Consider the following 22,309-nt stretch of genomic DNA (forward strand, 5'->3'; position numbering starts at 1 on the left):
GCGTTCCATGCGGTTCGAGCAGTTTCTCATCGGCAATGCGGCAAGGCATGCGGCCAAGACGGCGCTGGTCACCGATCGCAAGCGCCTCAGCTATGGCGAGTTCGACGATCTGTCGAGCCGGCTGGCGGCCGCGCTGGCAAAGGCAGGCGTCAAGCGCAACGACCGCGTCCTCGTGTTCATGGACAATTGCTGGGAGGCGGCCGTTTCGATCTTTGCGATCCTGAAGGCGGGCGCGACCTTCAGTCCGATCAACGCCTCGACCAAGGCCGACAAGCTCGCCTACATCATCGACGACTGCGAGGCGGCTGCGATCCTGACGCAGGCCAAGTTGATGCCGGTGGTGGCTGACGCCCGGGCGCAGAGCGGCGGCAAGGCGGATATCTTCGTCGCATCGACCGCGGCGCCCAATGGCCAGTCGCCTGCCGGCGCGGTGCCCTTCGAGGGCTGCCTGTCGGCGGAGGCGACGCCGGTGCCGCATGGCGGCATTGACGTCGACCTGGCGATGCTCATCTATACGTCGGGCTCGACCGGCCGCCCGAAGGGCGTGATGATGACCCACCGCAACATCGATGCGGCGTCGGAATCGATCACCACCTATCTGCGCAACGAGCACGACGATATCATCCTCAACGTGCTGCCGCTCGCCTTCGACTATGGCCTCTATCAGTTGCTGATGGCGATCAGGCTCGGGGCGACGCTGGTGCTCGAAAAGTCCTTCGCGTTCCCGCATGCGATCTTCGAGCGTATTCGCGAGGAGGGCGTCACCGGCTTCCCGCTGGTGCCGACGATGGCGGCGATGATCCTGCAGATGCGCGACCTGGAGCCGGGTTTCCTGCCGAGCCTGCGCTACCTCTCCAACACCGCCGCCGCCCTGCCGCCGCCGCATATCGCCCGCCTGCGCGAGCTTTTCCCGGGCGCACGGCTCTATTCGATGTACGGGCTTACGGAGTGCAAGCGCTGCACCTACCTGCCGCCGGAGGAACTGGATCGCCGGCCGGGCTCCGTCGGCATTGCCATCCCCAACACGGAAGCCTTCGTCGTCGACGACGAGGGCCGCCGCGTGCCGCCGGGCGTTCCCGGCGAACTCGTCATCCGCGGGCCGCATGTAATGCAGGGCTACTGGCGCAACGACGTGGCGACCGAGCGCATGCTGCGGCCCGGGCCGAACCCTTGGGAGAAGGTGCTCTATACGGGCGACCTTTTCCAGACGGACGAAGAGGGCTTTCTCTATTTCGTCGGCCGCAAGGACGATATCATCAAGACCCGCGGCGAGAAGGTCGCGCCCAAGGAAGTCGAGACCGTGCTCCATGCCCATCCCGGCATTGCCGAGGCCGTCGTCATCGGCATGCCGGATCCGGTTCTCGGCCACGCGATCGCTGCCCTTGTGGTGCGCACGGATCCTGACTTGACCGACAAGGACATCATCCGCCACTGCACCCGCCACCTCGAAGATTTCATGGTGCCGAAGATCATCGAATTCCGCACCGAACTGCCGAAGACGGATACCGGCAAGGTCAGCCGCCGACTTGCCGCCGAGACGATGGAGCCTGCACAATGAACATCAGAACAACCGGGGGCAATGGCCCGTTTTCGGCCGAAACCCTGACAATCGACCACGCGGCCGAGACCGATCGCATCGTTTCCGCCTTGCGCGGACAGTTGCGCTCCATGAAGAAGCGCGGTCTGGTGCTCGGGCTTTCGGGCGGCATCGACTCCAGCGTTTCCGTGGCGCTTGCGGTGCGCGCGGTCGGCGCCAAGAACGTCTTCTGCCTGTTCATGCCGGAAAACGATTCCGATCCGGAAAGCCTGCGCTTCGGCCGGCTGGTCGCTGAAACCTTCGGCGTCGAGGCGATCGTCGAAGACATCGGGCCGATCCTCAAGGCCATGGGCTGCTACGAGCGCCGCGACGCCTTCATCCGGGAACTGGTTCCGGACTATGGCGACGGGTGGGCCTCGAAGGTCGTCATCGCCAACGCGCTTGAGGGAGAAGGCTACAACATCTCCTCGCTGGTCGTTCAGAGCCCGGAAGGCGTGCAATCGAAACATCGCATGCCGCCCTCGGTCTATCTCGGCGTCGTTGCGGCCACCAACATGAAGCAACGCACTCGCAAGCAGGTCGAGTACTATCATGCCGACCGGTTGAACTTTGCCGTACTCGGCACGCCCAACCGGCTGGAATACGACCAGGGATTCTTCGTCAAGAACGGCGACGGCGCCGCCGACGTAAAGCCGATCGCCCATCTCTATAAGTCGCAGGTCTATGCGCTTGCCGCCCATCTCGGCGTTCCCGCGGAAGTTTGCCGTCGCCCGCCGACGACCGACACCTATTCGCTGGAACAGACGCAGGAGGAGTTCTATTTCTCCCTGCCTTACGACCGCATGGACCTCTGCCTTTATGGCCTCAATCACGGGATCGAGATCGAGGCCGTCGCCAAGGCGGCCGGCTTGACCGTGGTCCAGGTCGAAAGGGTCTGGGCGGATATCGCCGCCAAGCGCAAGGCGACGCGCTACCTGCATCTCGGGCCGCAACTGGTGCAGCCCGTGGAGGAAATTGCCGGCTATTGAGGCCTGGCCGCACCGCCGCCCATCGTCAATCGAAGCTGCCGCCGATCAGCCGGCTCCAATATTCGCCGGAAATGCCGTTGAAGAAGCCCTGTCCGTCGCGGCAGGCTTCGACGATGGTCTGGTCGCGCGAATGCACAACGGTCGAGGCGACGTGCACGAAGGCGATGCGTCGGCCGAGCATGGCTTCCATCAGCGCCGGTTGCGTGCGCCCGCGCAAACCCGCAAGCCCACGTCTCGACGCCTCGTCGACCAGGCAGTCAATGACCGGCCCGGCCTGCCCTGGCCGCGCCAGGATCTGCAGTACCCGACCGATTTCACCGGCTTTGACGTAGTAGGCGAATGCACCGACCACGGCGCCCGTGCGCGCCGTCACCAGCGCGTAGGCGAGTTCGCCCTGCTCGGGCTTCTTTTCGGCATCGGCAAGGATGTGGTCGAGCTGCCCGTCGCTCCATTCGGGGCGAAGCGGAAACGGCGCGGTGAACTGGTCGACGACGGCGGCAAAGCCGCTGCGGTCCGTCTCGGTCGCGGTGAAGCCGGCCGGTGCCGCCCCCGCCTCGGGCAGGGCGGACCAGCGCTGCTCGCCCTGGCCCATGCGCTTGCGATAGAACCTGTCGAGTGCGCGCGCGAAGGGGGCGGCGAGCCGGGCGGGCTTGATGCGGTTCGAGGCGACGCTCAGGCTAAAGGTCGCCGGACGGATGACGCGCACCCAGTCGAGGCTGTATTGCGGCAGGACCACGCCGCGAAGCCGCGTCCACATCTGCACAGAGACTTCGCTTGCTGTCTCACTGAAGGATAGATCCTGCGGACCGGCGAGGAAGGCCTTCATGAGGCGCGCTCCGGCCAAGGGGTCGCTTTCCCGGTCTTCCGCCATCAGCGATCCGCAGATCGCGGCGCGCAAGTGCCGGCCGTTCAGTGTCATCGGCAGCGCATTGACGCCGACGAAGCCGGTAATCCGACCCTCGTCGTTCACATGCACGAGAGGTCTGATTCCCGGATCGCAGCCTGGCCCGTGGAGATAGAGTTGCCGCATATAGTCGGCAAGTGCTGGCGAAGCGGTCCGCTCGTCACGGAACACCCGCTGGAACATTCCGGCGACCGCTGGAACGTCCGCGTGGTCTAGCGAACGGATTTCGCTCATCGGGCCTGCACTCCGGCGCCGGCCTCTACCGGGCCGGCGATTTTCTGAACGATGGCGACGCGCGGCTTGCCGTCACGGTCGGATGCGAAGGTGACCGGTGCATAGGCTTTCGCCCGTGAGAGAAGTGCAGCCGCCTGCCGCTCCTGGCCCTCGCCGAACTCGAACAACAGCCAGCCTCCTGGTTTCAGGAAGGCAAGCGCGTCCCGGATCAGGCGCTGGTGTATGGAAATGCCGTAGGGGCCTCCGTCGAAGGCCTCGCGCGGCTCGTTGTCGAGCAGATGCGCGCGGTCCCCCTCCAGCCGGCCGGTCGAGATATAGGGTGGATTGCAGACCACCATGTCGATCTTGCCCTGGAGATCGTCGCCTTCGAGCGCCGCAAAAAGATCGCCCTGCCGGACAAAGACGCGCGAGCCGAGGCCGAGCCGATCGACGTTACGGCGGGCAAGCGCCACGGTGCTGTCCGTCAGGTCAGCGCCCCAGACACGCGCCGACGGGATCTCGCTGGCGATACCAACGGCGAGGTTGCCGGAACCGCAGCACATGTCGATGATGGTGACGTCGAGGGGCCCGCCTTCAAGGATCGATACGGCTCTTTTTCCAAGAAGCTCTGTTTCTTCCCGTGGAACCAGGACGTCGGGCGCAAGTTCCAGTTCGACACCCATGAAGCGGTGCAGTGTTGCGGCCTGGTCTTCGGTCGGTCGGTCGGTCTGATTGCTGTCGTTTTGCGCCACGGCCACTCCTCATGTCGCTGGAAAACTCTGTAGACGTGCGGACCGCAGCCTAGTGCAATTGAGTAAACGGAAGCTGAAATACAATTGCCGCGAGCACGTTAACCGCGCAATCATTTCTGCCTGTTACCGTGCGCGTGATCAGAGGCGGGTGCTCGCTGTCATTGAACGCATCTTGCGCGTAACAATGACGGGTTGAGATCAAGGGCAGATCGGAATGGCTTCGGAAGGTGTGAAGGAACGCGCGCACAAACCGTTCCTCTCGATGATCATATCCTATGCTGCATCCGGCGGCAGCCTTGTCATTGGCTCGGCTGCGCAGCTTCTGACATTTGCGATCCTCGCGCGCTTTCTCGGCGTGCATGAATTCAGTGTCTTCGTCGCAATCACGGCCGTTGCCAACATCGCGGTTCACCTTTGTGGTCTCGGCGCGATGGAGTGCCTGGTGCGCCGCGTCGCGCGCGACCGGGGCATGTACCCGCAGATGCTCGGCCACAACATCATTCTGACCTCGATCAGCGGCGTGCTGCTGGTGTTGCTCGGCGCAGCGGTGTTGCCGTTCTTCTTCACGCTTTCGCCCGATCCCGCGGCCAATGTCGCGGTGATCACCTTGATGCTCGTGACCAACATCATCTTCGTGCGGGTCATCGTGCTTGCGGAGCAGATCTTTCTTGCGCATTCGAATTTTGCCTCGGCCAACAAGGTGGTCGTCGGTTTCGCCCTGGCGCGCACCATAGCTGCAGCGCTCGCCTGCATCGCCTTCGGGGTCGCGACGGTGGCCTCCTGGGCTGTGTGGCAGTTCGTATGCCATGTAATCGTGGCCTTCGGCTGCTGGCGAGCGGTCAAGGGGTTGGGACGCCCGACCTATGGCATCGTGCGGGAAGAGCTGCCGCTCGGGCTGTATTTCAGCATCCCGTTCATCCTGCGCGCGGTCCGGCAGAACGCCGACCTTCTGGTCCTGAGCCTCGTGGCGAGCGCCGAGGTCATGTCCAGCTACAGCGTCGCGCGGCGCATGCTGGAGAGCAGCTATCTGTCGGTTGAGGCCTTGAACCGGCTGATCTATCCGGGTTCGGCAAAGGCGACGGCAGCCGGCCTGCACCACGCCTTCGAGCGCGTGCGCAAGGTTCTGTTCGCGGCCACCTCGATCAGCATTGCCGCGGCCGTTGCCGTTTTCGTGCTGGCGCCGGTGCTGCCCTATCTCTTCGGCAAGGACTACGTCTCCCTCGTTTCCTTCGTTCGCATCCTGTGCTGGGTCGTGGTGCCGCTCGCCATGTGGTCGGTGGCGATGGAGGCCCTTGGTGCGTCCGGCCACCATCCGGCGCGCGCTTCGGTCATGGGTCTTGGCAGCGTGCTTGGTGCGGCACTCACCGCCTGGGCGACCTGGTACGCACCGCCGACGGGCACGTTTATTTCCTTCTACGTGATCGAGACCGCGATGGTGATCGTCTCATGGGCGGTCTTCCTGCGCTTCGTGCGGCGCGATCGGGAACAGGCCGGCGCGGCCTCCCTGTCGACGGGGGTGGTGCATGGAGGTTGAGCTCGGGAAGATCCAGGCCGCACGGTCGTCCGGACGGGAAATGCCCCGGATGGGCAATGTGCGCGCCATGGAACCCCGGGATATCCCAGCCGTCAGCAGCATGTTCACCCGGATCTTTCGCAAGCGGGAGCAAGAGGCGAGCGCGGAGCTTCAGAACTATGTCGAGACCATCTTCTTCGGCAGCCCGCTTTATGCGCCGGAACACGGCAGCATCGTCTACGACGACGGGACCGGCGGCATCGGCAGCGCCATTCTAGCGATTCCCATGGAGTTCACGGTCAACGGCCGCCGAACGGTGGCGAAACTTCTCTGCGCCTTCATGTCCGAGGGCAAGGCCGGTGCGGTCGGCGCCGCCTGCCTGGCGCGCGCCATGCGGGCGACACGGCAAGACATGTGTTTTTCCGACAACTCGTCTCCGGTCAGCGCCGATCACTGGGTCGCTGGTGGTGGCGTCGTGCTGCCGATCCAGAGCCTCGACTGGCGCCGCTCCTTCCGGCCGTTCAGAGCCTGGGGGCTGACGGTTGGCAGGCAAGTGCGCCTGCTCAGATCCCCGATGCTCTCCGAGCCGCTTGCGCTTGCGGACCGGCTTTTGCGCCGCCGCCGCCCGCGCACCAAGCCCGATCCCGTTGCCGGCTGCACGACGCACGCCATTGATCCCGCTGCCTTCGTCGATCTCGCAGAACCCATGCTGCAGCGATTTTCCGTTAGGCCGGTCTGGTCGCGCAGCGAATTCGACTGGCTGGTGATGGTCGCGCGACTGAACACGCCGCTCGGCGAGCTTCTCTGCCGCGAGGTCCGGGATGAAAGCGGGCGCGTCATCGGCGCTTATCTCTACTTCGGCAAGGCCGGCGAGCGGGCAACGGTGCTCAACGTCGTCTGCGAGGCCGGCCGTGAGTTCGCCGTCACCGCACAGATGTTCCATGCGCTTGACGCCGAGGGTTACGCGCTCGCCGTCGGCAGCTCGCAGCCGTTCCTCATGAATGCGATCTCGCGCCAGAGATGGCTGTCCTTCCACCATCGCGGCTATTTCTGCATGGTGACGCGGCATGCGGATCTGAAAGACGCGGCCCAGCGCAATGATATCTATGTGGGCGGTCTGGCATCGGAGAGCTGGAGCCGGTTGTTGACCGACTTCTGAAGCGATGGGTTAAGCGGCAATCCTGCCGTTTAACGGAATATTCACCGTACAACCTTAATTCTGCGCTAGAAGGCGGCTCGCGGGGTCACGATCTTCGCGTCTTGATGGGCGTGCGTGAGGGATGCTTATGTATAGGCCGGACGAGGCCGGAAAACAGGGGGCCAGCCAACCGGCACGCGAGCAGCGTGCACCGGTCGAAAGAGGCTCGCTGCTCGATCTGCTCTCGTCAGACGTTCACGAAGCGAAGTCTGGCGCTGACGATTCGGCAACAGACTGGCCCGCCGAAGTCCAGCATCAATCCAGAGATATTCCGAAAGCCTCGCCCCATCCGGCTGACTTGGTACCGCCCGTGTCCAGTGCGGCCGGCGCGCCTCGCGACAGCTATTTTCCCGGGTTGAGCGGCCTCAGCCGGATCGGCGTCGACGATATCATCGGCTGGTTGCGCGACGGGCTCATCTGGATCGTGCTGGCGCTCGTCCTGTGTGTGGGGGCCGCGCTCGCCTATGCGATGACGGCGACGCCCCGCTATACGGTCTACACCGATATCGTCGTCGATCCGTCCAACCTCAATGTCGTCAGCGATGACGTCTTCACCACCAATCCGCAGCGCGATGCGCAGTTGCTGGAAGTGGAAAGCAAGCTGCGTATCCTGACGTCGCGCAATGTGCTGTCGCGGGTGATCACCCAGATGCGCCTCACCGAGGACCCGGAATTCGTGAAGCCCTCGGCCTTCAGTTCGCTGAAGAACCTCTTCTCGACGAAGGCGGAGCAGCAGGCCGGAAACGAGCTTGCTGCCATGCGGGCCTTGTCGGAGCGGGTGGAAGCCCGGCGCGAAGAGCGGTCCTTCGTGGTGGTGATGAAGGTCTGGAGCGAAGAGCCTGCGAAAGCGGTGACGCTGTCGGATGCGATCGTCGCGGCTTTCGAGCAGGAGCTGTTTCAGTCCGCCGCCGAGAGCGCCGGTCGCGTCGCGCAGAGCCTCAACGCCCGGCTCGACGAGTTGCGCCACAACGTCACCGAATCCGAACGCGCGGTCGAGGATTTCCGCCGCAAGAACGGGCTGCAGTCGACCAATGACGGCCAGCTCGTGAGCAATCAGCTTTCGAACGAACTCAACACCCAGGTTCTCGACGCCCAACAGCGCTTCATCCAGGCCGATACCCGCTACCGGCAGATGAACGACGCGATAACACAGGGGCGGACCGCAAGTGCATCCGAGTTTGAATCCGTCAACATGACGAACCTGCGAGAGCAGTATAACGTGCTGCAGCAGCAGATCGCCTCCATGCAGCGCACCTATGGGGAGCGCCATCCCCGCCTCGTCAATGCGCGCTCGGAGCGTGCGAACCTGGAATCGGCCATGGCCGACGAGGCGCGCCGCATCCTCGATCGCGCCAAGGCGGACATGGACCGGGAGCAGCAGGCCTTTTCGGCCTTGCGCGCCAAGGCGAGCGACGAGAAGTCGAACGTGTTCTCCGACAACGAAGCCCAGGTGCAGCTGCGAGACCTCGAAAGGGACGCGCGCGCCAAGGCTGCCATCTATGAGACCCACCTGGCGCGCGCCCAGCAGATCACCGAACGCCAGCAGATCGACACGACCAATGTTCGCGTGATCTCGCGCGCCTTGCCGCCGAATGCGCGCAGCTGGCCGCCGCGCACCGTGGTTCTGGTTGCCGGCGGCGGTTTCCTGGGGATTATTCTCGGCATATCCCTCGCGCTTGCCCTCGGTCTGTGGAGATACATCCGTCGTCCGCAGCCCCTGGCGCCGTGAGAGGACGGCCATCGTGCCCGATCTCAGCGGCAGCCCGGCCAATTCTGCAGAAACCTTGAGGGTCCGCGTCGGGACCTTCCTGTTCCTGGCCATTTCCATCTACTACTGGATCCCCTTTCATTCCTTCGTCGACCTGACCAAGGAAAGTCTGCTGGAACCGGGCGGCGACAATTCCAGCCGGCTGAACCAGATCGTGGCACTGCTGCTGTTTGCAGGCGCCTCCTGCTACGGTGTGCTGCATCCGATGCGGCGTGGGCTTATGCAGCCGCGGGTGCTGCTTGCGATCCTGCTTTTGTGGGTGCTCTTTGCCTGCCTGGTCTCCGCTCATCCGGCCAACGGCATCAAGGCGATCATCCTGACGACGATGGTTGCGGTCAACGCCAACGTCTATCTGCTGCTGCCGGCCAACGAGCGGCACTTCGCCAAGATGCTGGCGGTCTCGACGCTCGTCATGCTCGCGGTTGCCTATTACGGCGTCCTGTTCAAGCCGCTTCTGTCCATTCACCAGGCCAACGAAGTGCTGGAGCCGATGCATGCAGGGCTGTGGCGCGGCCATTTCCGTCACAAGAACGAAGCCGCGGTCGCCATGGTGCTTGCCTCGTTTCTCGGCCTGTACGTCCTGCGCCGGTGGTCGAAGCTTGTCGGCCTGACCATCGTTAGTCTGGCCTTCTTCTTCCTCATCCATACGGGAGGAAAGACCTCGACGGCGATGTTGCCGGGCATTCTGCTTCTGGCGTGGCTCTTCGAACATGTGCGCTTGCTGCGCATCCCGATCGCGATCGGCGGCGTGGCCCTGTTCAACCTTTTCGCCGTCGGGTCGGCCGTCTTCCGGCCGCTCGGCGAATTCGTCTCGTCGCTCGGCATCGACGCGACCTTCACGAACCGGGCCGATGTCTGGCGCTTCGCCTTTTCGGTGATCGCCGAACAGCCGTTTATCGGGCGAGGCTTCAAGGCCTTCTGGCAGACCGAGGAAGTGGTGTTCAGCGGCGGCGGCATCGAGACCTGGGCGGTTCGCGCGGCCCATGCGCACAATTCCTATCTCGAGACGCTTCTCGTCATCGGCATTCCGGGGTTGATCCTGACGCTGCTTTGGCTGGTGGTGCTCCCGCTCTATCATATCTCGCGCATTCCACCGGCCCGGCAGCACAGCGACCTCACGCGGCTGTTCCTGCGGATCTGGCTCTATTCGATCTACAGCGCCAGCCTTGAGGCCTTCTTCTTCGATGGTCCGAACGTGCTGTGGTTTACCTTGCTTTTCGCGATTTGCGGTTTGCGCCTGCAGTCCTCGGCAGCGCTTGCAACCGAACCACGCCCGCTTGCACAAAGGATGGTGGCGCATGCCTAGTTTTTCACAGGCTCTGTCGAGGGTCGACGGCCTTGTCGACCGCGTCGCCAACCGGCTGATCTGGCGTCTCGCGTCGAAGCCCCGTGATGTCATAACCGACGCGCCGCTCGTGTCCTTCACCTTCGACGACGTGCCGGACACAGCACTTCACAATGGCGCCGCTATTCTCGAACGTCACGGCGTGCGCGGAACGTTCTACATCGCCGGGGGGCTTGCGGGGCGCGTCGAAACGGATCGCACCCTGATCTCGCCCGAGGGCTGCGCGGATCTCGCCCACCGGGGTCACGAGGTCGGCTGCCACACCTATTCCCATAGCAAGATCAGGCGATTGGGCGGAAGTGGGCTTGCCCGGGATCTCGACCGCAATGCCGCCTATCTCAGGCAAAGCGGCGTCGGCCCGGCCGCGACCAATTTTGCCTTTCCCTACAACGCCGCCTGGCCGCTGGCGCGCCGGGAGTTGGCGCGCCGCTACCGCACCTGCCGCGGGGCAGGCGAGGGCATCAACCGCACGGCCGTCGATCCGCTGATGCTGAAGGCCGTCGAGATCCGGCAGCCAGAGACGGACGCGCAGGCGCTCACGGGCTGGATCGACGATGTCGTCGATCGGCCTGGCTGGCTCGTGTTTTTCACCCACGACATCGCCGCGCGCCCGACGCCCTATGGCTGCACGCCCGAGACCTTCGAGAACCTGGTTCGCTACGCGGTTGAGAAGGGCTGTGTCGTGTTGCCGGTCGAGCAGGCGCTCGACAGGCTCGGGTGGTAGGAGGACGCATGTCGCGGCAGGGAAACGGCGGCAACAGGCTGCTCGCCATCAACAATTACTTCTATCGCCGTGGCGGCGCGGAGGCGGTCTTTTTCGACCACATGAAGATGTTCTCGGACATCGGCTGGGACGTGGTGCCCTTCGCCATGCAGCACGAGGATAACGAAGCCTCGCCATGGTCCGAGTATTTCGTCTCCGAGATCGAGTATGGTCGGCGTACCAACCTCCTGCGCAAGGTGGTACAGGCGGCGAGCGTCATCTACTCGCGCGAAGCGCAGAAGAACGTCAGCCGGCTGATCGAGCGCGCTCGGCCCTCCGTCGCCCATGCGCACAACGTCTACCATCATCTTTCGCCCGCGATCTTCTCGACGCTGAAGGCGGCCGGCATTCCGGTCGTCATGACCGCCCATGATCTGAAGCTCGCATGTCCCTCCTACAAGATGCTGCGTGACGGTGCCGTCTGCGAGGACTGTCGCGGCGGGCATATTTACAACGTCTTTCGTCATCGCTGCATCAAGGGGGAGACGACGCTGAGCGCGGTCGTGCTCGCTGAAACCATGGTCCACCGTGCGCTCGGTCTCTACCGCAACAAGGTGGACCGCATCGTCGTGCCGAGCAAATTCTATGTCGAGAAGCTGGTCGAGTGGGGCTGGCCGCGCGAACAGATGGTCCATATCCCGAACTTCGTCGATGTCGACGTCTATTCGGCCGACTGGGTCGAGGGCGACTATTTCGTCTTTGCCGGACGCCTGGCCCCGGAGAAGGGGTTGGCGACGCTGATCCGTGCGGCGGCCACATCGGGCCAACGGCTGGTGATCGCCGGAACCGGCCCCGAGGAAGCGATGCTGCGCCAGTTGGTTGCGCAAACCGGCGCCGACGTGACCTTTGCCGGCTATCTCTCAGGCCAGTCCCTGCATCGTCTGATCGGAGAATCCCGGGCGCTGGTTCTGCCTTCCGAATGGTACGAGAACGCGCCGATCAGCGTGCTTGAAGCCTATGCTTTGGGGCGACCGGTAATCGGCGCCTCGATCGGCGGCATTCCTGAAATGATCCGCGAAGGCGAGACGGGCATGACCGCGATTTCGGGCGACGCCGATGATCTCGCCCGCGTGCTCTCGACGATGGCCGGTCAGCCAGCTGCCGAACGCGCTGCGATGGGTGCTTCGGGCCGACGCTGGATCGCCAGCGAGTTCTCCGCCGCCGCCTATCGTGAAAGAACGATCGACCTCTACTCCAGGCTGGGAGCGGTCTGATCTCGTCCGGCATTAACGTTACGATACAATTTGTAGTAACCTGGGCTCGCCCTATGGTTTTCGGTCATTTATATAAGGGGTGAATGAAATATCTTGGCGATGATTAAGTATATCGCCCTAGTAAACGGAACGGGCAACCTTCGAGGCGACACATGAGCAGAAAGCCTGATGTTTCGCGAAGTCATCGCCAGCAACAGCCGGTGATTGCGCAGGAGATGGTGCAGACCGGACTGTCGGACGGAGCCGGCCGGTTGCCTCGGCATAGCGCCGCGCTCGCAGGCCGGCAGCATGGCCACCCCGTTCAGAGCGGCGCGCTGGCCGCGCGCGGCGAGCGCAAGCGCGTGATGATGCTGGGCTTGCGCGGCATCCCCAACGTTCAGGGCGGCGTCGAGAAACACGTCGAAATGCTGGCGAGCAAGCTGCTCGGATACGGCTGGGACGTCGAGGTGGTCGGACGTCGTCGCTATCTGGAGGATCGCAACGCCTACGCCTGGAACGGCGTCGACGTCGTCCCTCTCTGGGCACCGCGCCGGATGGCGTTGGAAGCCATTGTACATACCTTCCTCGGTGTCTGGCTCGCCGCCTGGCGGCGCCCGGATGTCCTGCACATTCATGCCATCGGCCCCGCGCTGATGACGCCGCTTGCGCGCATGCTTGGGCTCAAGGTCGTGGTGACCCACCATGGCTACGACTATGACCGGCAGAAATGGGGCGGTTTCGCCAGGCGCACGCTGAAGCTCGGAGAGCGCCTCGGCATGCGGTTCTCGAACGGACGCGTGGCGATCTCGAAGGACATCGCCGAGACGATGCATGCCCGGCACCATGTCTCCATGACGCTGGTCCCGAACGGCGTCCAGGTCACTCCGCCGACCGGCGAGGCCGGCATTCTCGCGGAGTTCGGCCTGGAACGGCGGCGCTATATCCTGCTCGCTGCCCGGCTGGTTCCGGAAAAGCGACAGCTTGATCTCATCCGCGCTTTTGCCAGGTGCGACTTGGCCGATATGAAGCTCGTTATTGCCGGCGGCGCTGAATTCGAAACGCCCTACGTCAAGGAGGTGAGGGCGCTTGCGCGCGACGTGCCGGGCGTCGTGCTCACCGGCTTTCAGACAGGCGACAGGCTGGCGGAACTCTTCGACAATGCCGCCCTTTTTGTTCTGCCGTCCAGCCACGAAGGCATGCCCATTGCGCTGCTTGAGGCGATGGCCTACGGGCTGCCGGTCCTCGCAAGCGATATCGTCGCCAATCAGGAGATGGAACTGGCGCCCGACGAGTATTTCCCGTTGGGCGACATCGACGCGTTGGCGTCCGGTATCGTGGAAAAACTCGCAGCCCCGCTCAGCGACGAGGAGGTGCGCGAGCGTGCGGCGCACGCGGAAGCCGCCTATAGCTGGACAAATGTGGCACAAAGGACCGCGGCGGTGTATAGCGCGTTGCTGGCGAAATAGCCGGACGTTCGCGTCCGCCGTGTCGCCGGCCGGAGCTTGCCCCGTGCGTTCACCACGCACCGCTCTCCTCAAAAATGCGGCCGCGCCCCCGCAACGCGATGAACGCGCAGGCGCCGTCGCCGATCGTTCGATGATTGCCGTGCCTCGCACGCCTCCTGGAAGACAAGCCGACAATGACTATCAAACGCGCCGCCAGCCTCTTCGCATGGATCCTCTTTGCCGTGATCGCCTATTCGACGATGTCGCCGCTCGACCTGCGGCCCCGCATCGGGCACCTGGTCCATCTCGAACGGTTCGGTGCCTTCGGCCTGCTGGGCCTGCTGTTCGCGATCGCCTATCCGAGGCGGCTGGGGCTCGTGCTGGTTCTGGTCTTTGCGACGGCCATCGGCTTCGAGCTGCTTCAGATGGTTTCGGCCGATCGCCACGCACGCGTAACGGATGTGATGGTCAAGCTTCTTGGCGGCGCCTGCGGCGTCTTTGGCGGCTGGTTCCTTCATCGCTTTCGCTTGCCGCTGCTGCGACTGCTGGGGCGGTAAACCAAAACGCAAAATATCGCCGATAAGATCGGCGGCAACCGGAGCAGGCCTGCGCTCCGTCGAGACTGGGGGATCGCGTGGCAGTATCCGTCATCATCAAGACGCTGAACGAAGAAAAGCGCATCGCCGCGACCATTGAAAGCGCGCTGAAGGCGCTCGAAACCGTTGGCGGCGAGGTCATCGTCGCCGACAGCGGCTCCAGGGACAGGACGGTGGAGATCGCCTCGCGCTATCCGGTCGTGATTGCACAGATCAGCCCGCCGGCACTTCCGAGCTGCGGCATCGGCCCGCAACTCGGCTTCCAATACTCGCGCCACGCGCATATCTGCCTGCTCGATGGCGACATGTTGCTGGACGACGATTTCCTCGAAGTGGCGGAAGCGTTCCTCGCCGACGACCCCGATGTGGCTGGTGTTACCGGCCATGTCCAGGAGATGCTGACCTCAAACCTTGAATTTTCCCGCCGGGTCACACGCAATTCCCCAGAAAACCGGATCGGCGCGATCGACCGCATGAATGGCGGCGGCCTCTATCGCCGGGCGGCGATCGAGGCGGTCGGTTACCTGTCGGACCGTAATCTGCACGGCTATGAGGAGTTCGACCTCGGCATCCGGCTCAGAAGTGCCGGCTTTAAGCTGCATCGCCTCGACCGACGCTTCGTCCAGCATTTCGGCCACACCGACAATTCCTATCGCCTGCTCGTGCGCCGCTGGAAGAGCAAGTATCTGTTCGGCATCGGAGAACTGCTGCGCGCCTCGCTCGGCCAGCCCTATTTCCTCCAGCTCGTCAGAGAGCTGCCGGAGCTCAAGCTTTGGGCGCTGGTCTATCTCTGGTGGGCGGCGTCGCTTGCGATCCTGCTGTTCGTGCCCGATAAACTCCTTGCGCTCGGCATCGTTCTTGCGATCCTTGCCGGCGTGGTCGGGCTGATGAGCCTGCGCAAAGGCGGTTTCAGCATGGGGCTTTATACCGTCGTCGCCTGGTTCTTCCATGCAGCGGCGCTGCCGGTCGGCTTCTTCCGGGCGCGCCGAAAGCCTGACGCGCCGATCGAAAGCAAGCTGCTCGGGGCCCCGGCATGATGCGGCGGCCATTGCTGGTAGCCGCGGCAGCGCTTGCTGCTGTCTGCTCGCCGGCGCAGGCATCGGACCAGTGGCTTGCCGTGCGGGAAATTTCCCTCGAGTTCGAGGCTGGCAGCCCTCTCGATTTTTCGTCTTTCCTGCCGAACGGCACGATCGATGCGGATCACCGCCTGGTCGCCGGTGCCGGCGGGCGGCTTGCCTTCGCGAAGTCGCCGGACAAGCCGGAGCGCATGCTCTGCGCATCGCTTGCCTGGAGCCCAGCCTCCGGCGGGTTTCCAGATCACGAAACGGCTGACCGCTACGCCCGGCAGCTGGCGATGCGCGGCTACAATCTCGCCCGGCTGCATTTCGTTGATGGCAGCCTGATGTTCGGCCGGGACCGCGACTTCGATTTCGACCCCGAGACGCTCGACCGTGTCCACTACCTGCTGGCGGCGCTGAAGAAGAACGGCATCTACTGGATGATGGATGGCCTGTCGTCGCTGCGCGGCGTTTATGGCGGTTTTGACGATCGCTGGGACGATGGCGGAAACCTCAAGCTCGAGCTGTTTATCGACGAGCGGGCGTTCGATCACTGGAAGCGCATGCAGGAGACGATCCTCGGGCGCGTGAACCCCTATACGGGCGTGGCACCGATCCGCGACGATGCGCTCGCAGTCGTCATTCTCGCCAACGAGAACGGCATGGAGTTCGACACCGTCGTGCACGATCGGCCGGGCAAGCCGCCCTATGATCCGCAGCTTGCCAAGCCGTTCAACGTGTGGCTTGCCAAACGCTACGGATCGACCGAGACGCTGGCCAGGGCGTGGCCTGACCTACGCCCGGACGAGACGATCGAGGCGAGATCCGTGGCGCTGCCGGCGGACCGCTACGTCCCTGCTCCGCGGCTGCGCGACCTGCAGGCCTTCTTCACCGAGACGGAAGAGGCCACGACCGCGCGCATGAGCGAGGTGCTCCGCAGGCTCGGCTACCGCGGCTTGATCAGCAACTACAACAACTGGCCGACGGTGCAGGCGTCGCTCAGCCGCCGCGGCCTCGAAGCCGTGACCATGAATACATATCACGACTGGGTCAGCGGCTACGCCCCGGGAAGCAAGACGACGCAGGTCAGCTCCATCGCCGACGGTGTTAATTATATCCGCATGATCGCGGCAACGCGCTGGCTCGACCGGCCGTTCCTCGTCAGCGAATACGATCATCTGTTCTGGAACCGCTACCGCTACGAGGCCGGGCTGGCGATGCCGGCCTATGCGGCGCTGCAAGGCTGGGACGCGCTTTGCCGACATGGCCATGGCCCGATCGTTCTTTCCTATGGCGAGCCGTTCCCGCACAAGAAGGCGATGCTGCCTTATGCCATCGCGCTCGATCCCGTCGCGCGCGCCGGCGAGACGCTGTCGGCGCTTCTCTACCGGCGCGGCGACGTGGCGACCTCAGCCGTCACCGTCCCGTTTGCGGTACGTGGTGAGGAGGATCTTTCCGACGACATGCAGGCCCGCGAACCGGAACGCCTGACGGACCTGGCGTTGGTCGGGCGGATCGGTCTTGAAGACGTGAACCGGCTCGGCGATGTGCCTGCGGTGAAGCAACCGCGCCAGCAAGACAGCGAAGGGATACTCGGCAGCCTGCGCCAAAGCGGCGCGCTTTCTGATGAAAACGGTACCAGCATCGATACCGGCATTTACCAGAGCAGCACCGGCGAGATCCTGTTGAACCGCTTTGCCGGACAATTGCGCGTCGTCACCGACAAAACGGAGGCAGCCGCCTTCTCGACGCTGCGAGAGCCGATCGATCTCGGCCTGCTCAGGGTCGAGCGGGCCGATGGCAATGGGCTCGTTGCGCTCTCGACGCTCGATGCGGATGGAGGGCTCGCAAGGGGCCGGCGCCTACTGCTGATCTTTGCGACGGATGCACAAAACACCGGCATGGCGTTTCGCGACACCGAGGAGAAGGTGATCGAGGACTTTGGGCGGCTGCCGGTTCGGCTGCGTGAAGGCTATGTCGATCTAACGTTGGCGCGAACCGCAAAGAACTGGAGCGTTTCGCCCGTGGGCCTCGACGGCGGCAAGGTGCATGCGCCGGTAGCGCAAGGCACGGGCGACGTCGCCTTCCGGCTCTCCAACAATGGGCCCTTCGGCCCAACCACCTATTTCCTCCTCGAATTGCGGTAAGGAGTGGCGCGGCACATCGCTGGATCAATGAATGGCCACGATGTCAGTCTATGCTCCGCCCCTTTCACGTACAGGAGGTTGAGATGAGAATATCGGAAGCCATGCATCCCGGCGCTCGCTGGATCTCTCCCGAAACCGATCTGAAGACAATCGCGCGTATCATGCGCGACGAGGACATCGGTGCGCTGCCGGTCGGCGAAAACGACCGCCTGATCGGCATGGTCACGGACCGCGACATTGCCTTGCGCGCCTTTGCCAACGGGCGGGACCCGGCGTCGATGACGGCGCGGGACGTGATGACGAGGGATATCGTCTATTGCCGCACGGACGAGACGATCGAACATGCCGTTCATCTGATGGAGGCCAAGCAGGTGCGGCGTCTGCCGGTGATCGACCAGGACAAGCGCATGGTCGGTATGCTGTCGCTGGGGGACGTCTCCCATGCGGGCAGCCAGCAATTGTCGGGCGAACTCGCCAGAGCCGTCACGGCCCACCACGTCTAAGGTCGGGCTCTACAGGGTGCGGCGCCTTTAAGAGGGCGCCGCAAGCCGTTTCGTTTGGGGCGATCAGAACCGGTAGCTGATACCGGTGCCGATCAGCCACGGATCGAGCTTGACCTTGCCGCTGACAGCACCGGCGCCGGGCAGGGTGGCGTTGACCTCCGGTTCCAGGAACAGCTTCTTCACGTCGAAGTTCAGGCCCCAGTGGTCGTCGAGCTTGATGTCGACGCCCGCCTGCAGCGCCACGCCAAAGGTGTTCTTCAGGTTGAAGCTGGAGAAATCGCCGCGGGGCTTCTCGTTGTAGAACATCGTGTAGTTCACGCCTGCGCCGACATAGGGCTTGATCTCGTCGGTGACGTTGAAGTGGTACTGTAGCGTGAGCGTCGGTGGCAGCAGCCAGGCCTTGCCGATCTCGCCGAGGCCGGCGATCGAGCCGCTGCCGCGTGCCGTGTGTGGCGTCGTGCCGAGGATCAGTTCGGCGGCGATGTTGTCGGTGAAGAAATAGGTGATGTCGAGTTCCGGCACCACGGAATTGCTGACGCCGACCTTTTCGCCGTCGAGCGCGCTGCCGTTGAGATAGAGCGTGCCCTTGTCGTCAGGCAGGACAGCCAGTGCGCGGCCGCGGATCATCCACGGGCCTGGCTCGCTTGCGAGAGGCATTTCTGGTGCCGCGACCGCGCCCGGCTCGGAGAGATCTGCCGCCGTCGCGAGCGCGAGCGGCGCCGCAAGCGCGGCGAAAAGGACGGCAGATGGCAGAATGGCGCGAGTAGGCATGATTTTCCGGACCCCCAGAAGAAGTTGAACATCGCCGGTCAGGGCGTTGGCGGCAGGGATTCTGCGGCCGACGGCACTATGCTCAACAGGGCGTCTCAGCGGTTGTCTTGGATCAATGCGCGCGCGAATCACCAAGCCCTTGGGGATAAAGGTGGATTCGGCTGAAGATGCGATATCCGCGCCAATCCCCTGTCAGGCGGGCATGCGCGGAATGCTGGCAAGAAGACGCTGTGTGTATGGGTGCTTCGGGGCGGCCAAAATGTCGCGGGTCTTGCCGCTCTCGACCACCTTGCCGCGCTCCAGAATGACCATCTCCTCGCAGAGGGCCGCGACGACGCCGAGATCGTGCGAGACGAAAACCAGCGTCAGCTTCTCGGCGAGTGTCTTGAACAGCTCGACGATGCGGATGCGGGTGGAAAGGTCGAGCGCGCTGACCGCCTCGTCGGCGAGTACGATCTGCGGTCGCGCGACGATGGCGCGGGCAATGGCAATGCGCTGGCGCTGGCCGCCGGAAAACTCGTGCGGGTAGCGGTGGAGTGCATCGGCAGGAAGCCCGACCGCTTCGAGCGCCGCGGTGACCGCCTGCGTCCGGTCACCCGGGATCCGCAGCGACCGCAGCGGCTCGCCGATAATGTCGATCACTCGCTGGCGCGGGTCGAGAGAGGAATAGGGGTCCTGGAAAACCGGCTGCACGGCACGACGATAGCGCCGCATGAAGGCGCTGCTGGCGGTGTCGAGGATCTCCTCGCCGAAGCGAATGCTACCGCTCGTCGGGCGAATGAGCCCGAGCATCAGTCGCAGCAGCGTCGTCTTGCCCGATCCGGATTCGCCGACGAGACCGACGCTCACTCCCGGTCGCACCGATATCGAGACGTTGTCGAGGGTGGTCTGCTGGCGGGAATAGCCGAAGCTGACGTTTTGAAGATCGAGCATCATGATCCGGTTGCTCCCAGCGCTTCGTCGAAGAGACGGGCGGCCTCGACCAGCGTCCTGGTATAGTCGTGCTGCGGCTTGCCGAAGACCGAGCCGACCAGTCCCTCCTCGACAGCGATACCGTTCTTCAGCACGAGGACGCGCTCCACCACCTGGGCAACCACGGGCAGGTCGTGGCTGATGAACAGAAGCGCCATGCCGGTCTCGCGCACCAGCTGGTCCAGCAGCTTCAGGATCTCCGCCTGCGTCGTGACGTCGAGCGCGGTCGTCGGCTCGTCGGCAATCAGGAGCTTCGGGCGGCAGGCGAGCGCCATGGCGATGGCGACGCGCTGGCGCTGGCCGCCGGACACTTCGTGCGGGTAGGAATTGATGATGCGGTCGGGTTGCGGCAACGCCACCTTGTCGATGAGGTCGCGGACTTCGCGTTGGACCGCCTCCTTCGTTGCCTTGCCGCCGTCCCGTTCCAGACGCCGGCGAACGGGCTCGGCGATCTGTCGGCCAATCTTCATCAGCGGATCGAGCGCGGTCAGCGGCTCCTGGAAGACGACCGCTGCGGCCACGCCGCGCAGCCGGTTCATCACCCGATCTGTGGCGCCGACCACCTGTTGCCCGTCGAGCGTGATCGAGCCGGCGACAGTGATCGACGGCGGCAGCAGGCCGGTCGCTGCCATTGCCGTCATCGATTTGCCGGAACCGGACTCACCGATCAGGCCGATGCGTTCGCCGGGCCGGATTGAGAGGGAAAGGTCAGAGACCAGCGGCTTGTCGCCGGCGCGGATGTCGAGACCCTTGATGTCGAGAAGCGGCGTCATCGCGATCTCCCCCGTGTCGGATCGGCGATATCGCGCAGGCCGTCGGCTAGGAGGTTCATGCCGATGACGAGTGCAACGAGGGCGATGCCCGGCGCGATCGCGCCGATCGGCGCCGTATAGACGGTCCCTTGCGCTTCCTGCAGCAGCCGTCCCCAGGAGGCGTTCGGCGGCGGCGCACCGAGCCCGAGATAGGAGAGCGACGCCTCGGCGATAACGGCCAGGCCGAACTGCAGGGCGAAGTTGACCGAGAGCGTCGGCCAGATGTTGGGAAGCACATGGCGGAAGACGACTCCGGCCCAGGAGGTTCCCGATGTGCGCGAGGCGACGATGTAATCCTGCCGCAGCACCCGCTTGGCAAGGATGCGGGTCAGCCGCGCGACGATCGCCGAGATGGCAAGCCCGAGCGCCAGGATCGCCGACCAGAGACTGGCGCTGTCGCTTGCCGCCACCACCAGCATGGCAAGCAGCAGGGTCGGAAAGGCGATCAGGATATCGAGCGTCGCGGCCATCACGTCGTCGGCAAGGCGCGTGGCGAAGGCTGCGAGAACGCCGAGGCTGACGCCGATCGCAGCCCCGATCACAACCGCACCCGTGCCGACCAGCAGCGCTGTGCGGGCGCCGATCATCAACTGGGTAAGCAGGTCGCGGCCCAAGCGGTCAGTGCCGAGCCAGTGCAAAAGCGACGGCGCTTCCAGCCGTCCGCCCGAGGCGTTCAATGGATCATAGGGCGTCCAGAAGAGCGTCAGTACCGCAACGGCGACGTTGAGGCCGACGAGCGCAAGGCCGACGGTAAGCGCCAGCGAGCGCCGGCGTTTCGGCGCAGAAACGGATGTACCGATCGAGGTCATGTGTCGCCTCCGACGGCCCGTTCGCGCAGGCGTGGATCGATCAGCCGTTGGGTGAGGTCGGCGGCAAAGCCGATCAGCAGCACCAGCAGGGTGGAGATGAACAGCACGCCCTGAACGTTCGGATAGTCGCGCTGCTCGATCGCAAGCAGCAGCATCGAGCCAAGGCCTGGCAGCGCGAAGACGCGCTCGACGACGACCGCGCCGAGCAAGGTCGTCGCAAGCTCGATGCCGAGGATGGAAACGATCGGCACGGCGCCATTGCGGATGCCGTGGCGAATGAGCGCTTCGGGGAAGCTGGCGCCGAGGGCGCGCGCCGTTCGCAAGTAATCGCTACCGAGAACGTCCTGCGTCGCCGAGCGCACATAGCGCAGCAGTGACGCGCCCATGACGAGGCCGATCGTCATGACGGGCAGGGCGAGCGCATAGAGCACCTGCCCCTCATTCTGCCAGCCGCGGCGGGGAAAGCCGCCCGAAGGGAACAGCCGGAAGGTGACGGCGAACAGCGTGACCAGCAGAATGCCGACCCAGAAGACGGGGATGGCGATGCCGAGCTGCGAAACTGTCGAGATCAGTCCGCCATACCAGCGATCGGCCTTGACGGCTGAGAGGATGCCGAGCGGAACGGCGATCAGGATAGCGAGCACAAAACCCATCAGCGCCAACGGCACGGTGACCGTCAACCGCGCGGCGATCTCCTCGATCACCGGCTTGCCGCTGACGAAGGACGTGCCGAGATCGAAGCGGGCGAGGCTGCCGGCAAAGCGCAGAAACTGCTGCCAGAGCGGCAGGTTCGAGCCGACCTGTTCGCGCGCCTTCTCGATCTGCACGGCATCGGCGCCGACGGAGAGAAGCGCATTGGCGGGGTCGCCCGGCAAAAGGCGCAACAGCACGAACAGCACCACCGCTGCGATCAGCAGCGACAGAAGCAGAATGGCAAAGCGGCGGACGAGATAGGTGAGAATGGCTGCATTCCTTTCCTCTC

General features: G+C 64.2%; 20 protein-coding genes. 13 read left to right on the forward strand and 7 right to left on the reverse strand.

Annotated elements, in window-relative coordinates; genetic code table 11:
- Window positions 1-7 precede the first annotated feature (7 nt).
- The gene (locus ASD01_RS19835; RefSeq protein ID WP_060644300.1) at window positions 8-1,558 is read left to right on the forward strand and encodes a class I adenylate-forming enzyme family protein; all 1,551 of its coding nucleotides are present in this window, start codon (window positions 8-10) and stop codon (window positions 1,556-1,558) included.
- Window positions 1,555-2,565: an NAD(+) synthase gene (nadE, locus tag ASD01_RS19840; protein WP_034799213.1), complete on the forward strand. Its 1,011-nt coding sequence runs from the start codon at window positions 1,555-1,557 to the stop codon at window positions 2,563-2,565. Before ASD01_RS19835 ends, nadE begins: the two co-directional genes overlap by 4 nt.
- Before the next feature lie 25 nt (window positions 2,566-2,590).
- Here the strand turns inward: nadE and ASD01_RS19845 are convergent, their stop codons facing one another.
- A complete protein-coding gene (locus ASD01_RS19845; protein ID WP_060644301.1) occupies window positions 2,591-3,703 on the reverse strand; it encodes a hypothetical protein in 1,113 nt (370 codons plus the stop codon).
- Window positions 3,700-4,365, reverse strand: a complete 666-nt coding sequence (locus ASD01_RS19850) for a N5-glutamine methyltransferase family protein (protein WP_082584671.1) — start codon at window positions 4,363-4,365, stop codon at window positions 3,700-3,702. The genes ASD01_RS19845 and ASD01_RS19850 overlap by 4 nt, the downstream gene beginning before the upstream one ends.
- Before the next feature lie 283 nt (window positions 4,366-4,648).
- Between ASD01_RS19850 and ASD01_RS19855 the strand changes: the two genes are divergently transcribed.
- The 11 genes from ASD01_RS19855 to ASD01_RS19905 all read left to right on the forward strand — a co-directional run bounded on the left by ASD01_RS19855 (window position 4,649) and on the right by ASD01_RS19905 (window position 17,963).
- Window positions 4,649-5,968, forward strand: coding sequence for a lipopolysaccharide biosynthesis protein (locus ASD01_RS19855; protein WP_060530254.1), 1,320 nt, complete (start codon window positions 4,649-4,651; stop codon window positions 5,966-5,968).
- Between the two features lie 40 nt (window positions 5,969-6,008).
- Complete coding sequence (locus ASD01_RS19860; RefSeq protein ID WP_060601528.1) at window positions 6,009-7,106, forward strand: hypothetical protein; 1,098 nt, start codon at window positions 6,009-6,011, stop codon at window positions 7,104-7,106.
- A 127-nt stretch (window positions 7,107-7,233) separates the two neighbouring features.
- A complete protein-coding gene (locus ASD01_RS19865) occupies window positions 7,234-8,874 on the forward strand; it encodes a GumC family protein (protein ID WP_060644303.1) in 1,641 nt (546 codons plus the stop codon).
- A gap of 13 nt (window positions 8,875-8,887) precedes the next feature.
- Complete coding sequence (locus tag ASD01_RS19870; RefSeq protein ID WP_034799223.1) at window positions 8,888-10,219, forward strand: O-antigen ligase family protein; 1,332 nt, start codon at window positions 8,888-8,890, stop codon at window positions 10,217-10,219.
- Window positions 10,212-10,982, forward strand: a complete 771-nt coding sequence (locus ASD01_RS19875; RefSeq protein WP_060644304.1) for a polysaccharide deacetylase family protein — start codon at window positions 10,212-10,214, stop codon at window positions 10,980-10,982. Before ASD01_RS19870 ends, ASD01_RS19875 begins: the two co-directional genes overlap by 8 nt.
- Window positions 10,983-10,990: 8 nt before the next feature.
- Window positions 10,991-12,235, forward strand: a complete 1,245-nt coding sequence (locus tag ASD01_RS19880; RefSeq protein ID WP_060644305.1) for a glycosyltransferase family 4 protein — start codon at window positions 10,991-10,993, stop codon at window positions 12,233-12,235.
- A gap of 344 nt (window positions 12,236-12,579) precedes the next feature.
- Complete coding sequence (locus tag ASD01_RS19885) at window positions 12,580-13,680, forward strand: glycosyltransferase family 4 protein (RefSeq protein ID WP_244495283.1); 1,101 nt, start codon at window positions 12,580-12,582, stop codon at window positions 13,678-13,680.
- A 173-nt stretch (window positions 13,681-13,853) separates the two neighbouring features.
- Complete coding sequence (locus ASD01_RS19890) at window positions 13,854-14,216, forward strand: VanZ family protein (protein WP_034799228.1); 363 nt, start codon at window positions 13,854-13,856, stop codon at window positions 14,214-14,216.
- Between the two features lie 77 nt (window positions 14,217-14,293).
- Window positions 14,294-15,292 (forward strand): glycosyltransferase family 2 protein, encoded by a 999-nt coding sequence (locus ASD01_RS19895; protein ID WP_060644306.1) that lies wholly within the window; start codon window positions 14,294-14,296, stop codon window positions 15,290-15,292.
- Window positions 15,292-17,460, forward strand: a complete 2,169-nt coding sequence (locus tag ASD01_RS19900) for a hypothetical protein (protein WP_060644416.1) — start codon at window positions 15,292-15,294, stop codon at window positions 17,458-17,460. Before ASD01_RS19895 ends, ASD01_RS19900 begins: the two co-directional genes overlap by 1 nt.
- An 83-nt stretch (window positions 17,461-17,543) precedes the next feature.
- Window positions 17,544-17,963, forward strand: coding sequence for a CBS domain-containing protein (locus ASD01_RS19905; RefSeq protein ID WP_034799235.1), 420 nt, complete (start codon window positions 17,544-17,546; stop codon window positions 17,961-17,963).
- 63 nt (window positions 17,964-18,026) lie between these two features.
- On the opposite strand, the gene ASD01_RS19910 is transcribed toward ASD01_RS19905, so the two are convergent.
- The 5 genes from ASD01_RS19910 to ASD01_RS19930 form a co-directional block, all read right to left on the reverse strand.
- Complete coding sequence (locus ASD01_RS19910) at window positions 18,027-18,734, reverse strand: OmpW/AlkL family protein (RefSeq protein ID WP_060530260.1); 708 nt, start codon at window positions 18,732-18,734, stop codon at window positions 18,027-18,029.
- A gap of 192 nt (window positions 18,735-18,926) precedes the next feature.
- Window positions 18,927-19,673, reverse strand: a complete 747-nt coding sequence (locus tag ASD01_RS19915) for an ABC transporter ATP-binding protein (protein WP_060644307.1) — start codon at window positions 19,671-19,673, stop codon at window positions 18,927-18,929.
- Window positions 19,667-20,479: an ATP-binding cassette domain-containing protein gene (locus ASD01_RS19920; protein ID WP_060530262.1), complete on the reverse strand. Its 813-nt coding sequence runs from the start codon at window positions 20,477-20,479 to the stop codon at window positions 19,667-19,669. The genes ASD01_RS19915 and ASD01_RS19920 overlap by 7 nt, the downstream gene beginning before the upstream one ends.
- Entirely contained in the window at window positions 20,476-21,327 is an 852-nt protein-coding gene (locus ASD01_RS19925) for an ABC transporter permease (RefSeq protein ID WP_060521747.1), read from the reverse strand. Before ASD01_RS19925 ends, ASD01_RS19920 begins: the two co-directional genes overlap by 4 nt.
- Window positions 21,324-22,289: an ABC transporter permease gene (locus tag ASD01_RS19930; protein WP_090426463.1), complete on the reverse strand. Its 966-nt coding sequence runs from the start codon at window positions 22,287-22,289 to the stop codon at window positions 21,324-21,326. Before ASD01_RS19930 ends, ASD01_RS19925 begins: the two co-directional genes overlap by 4 nt.
- Window positions 22,290-22,309: the final 20 nt, after the last annotated feature.

The sequence above is a fragment of the Ensifer sp. Root423 genome (genome assembly GCF_001426275.1).
GTDB lineage: Bacteria > Pseudomonadota > Alphaproteobacteria > Rhizobiales > Rhizobiaceae > Ensifer > Ensifer adhaerens.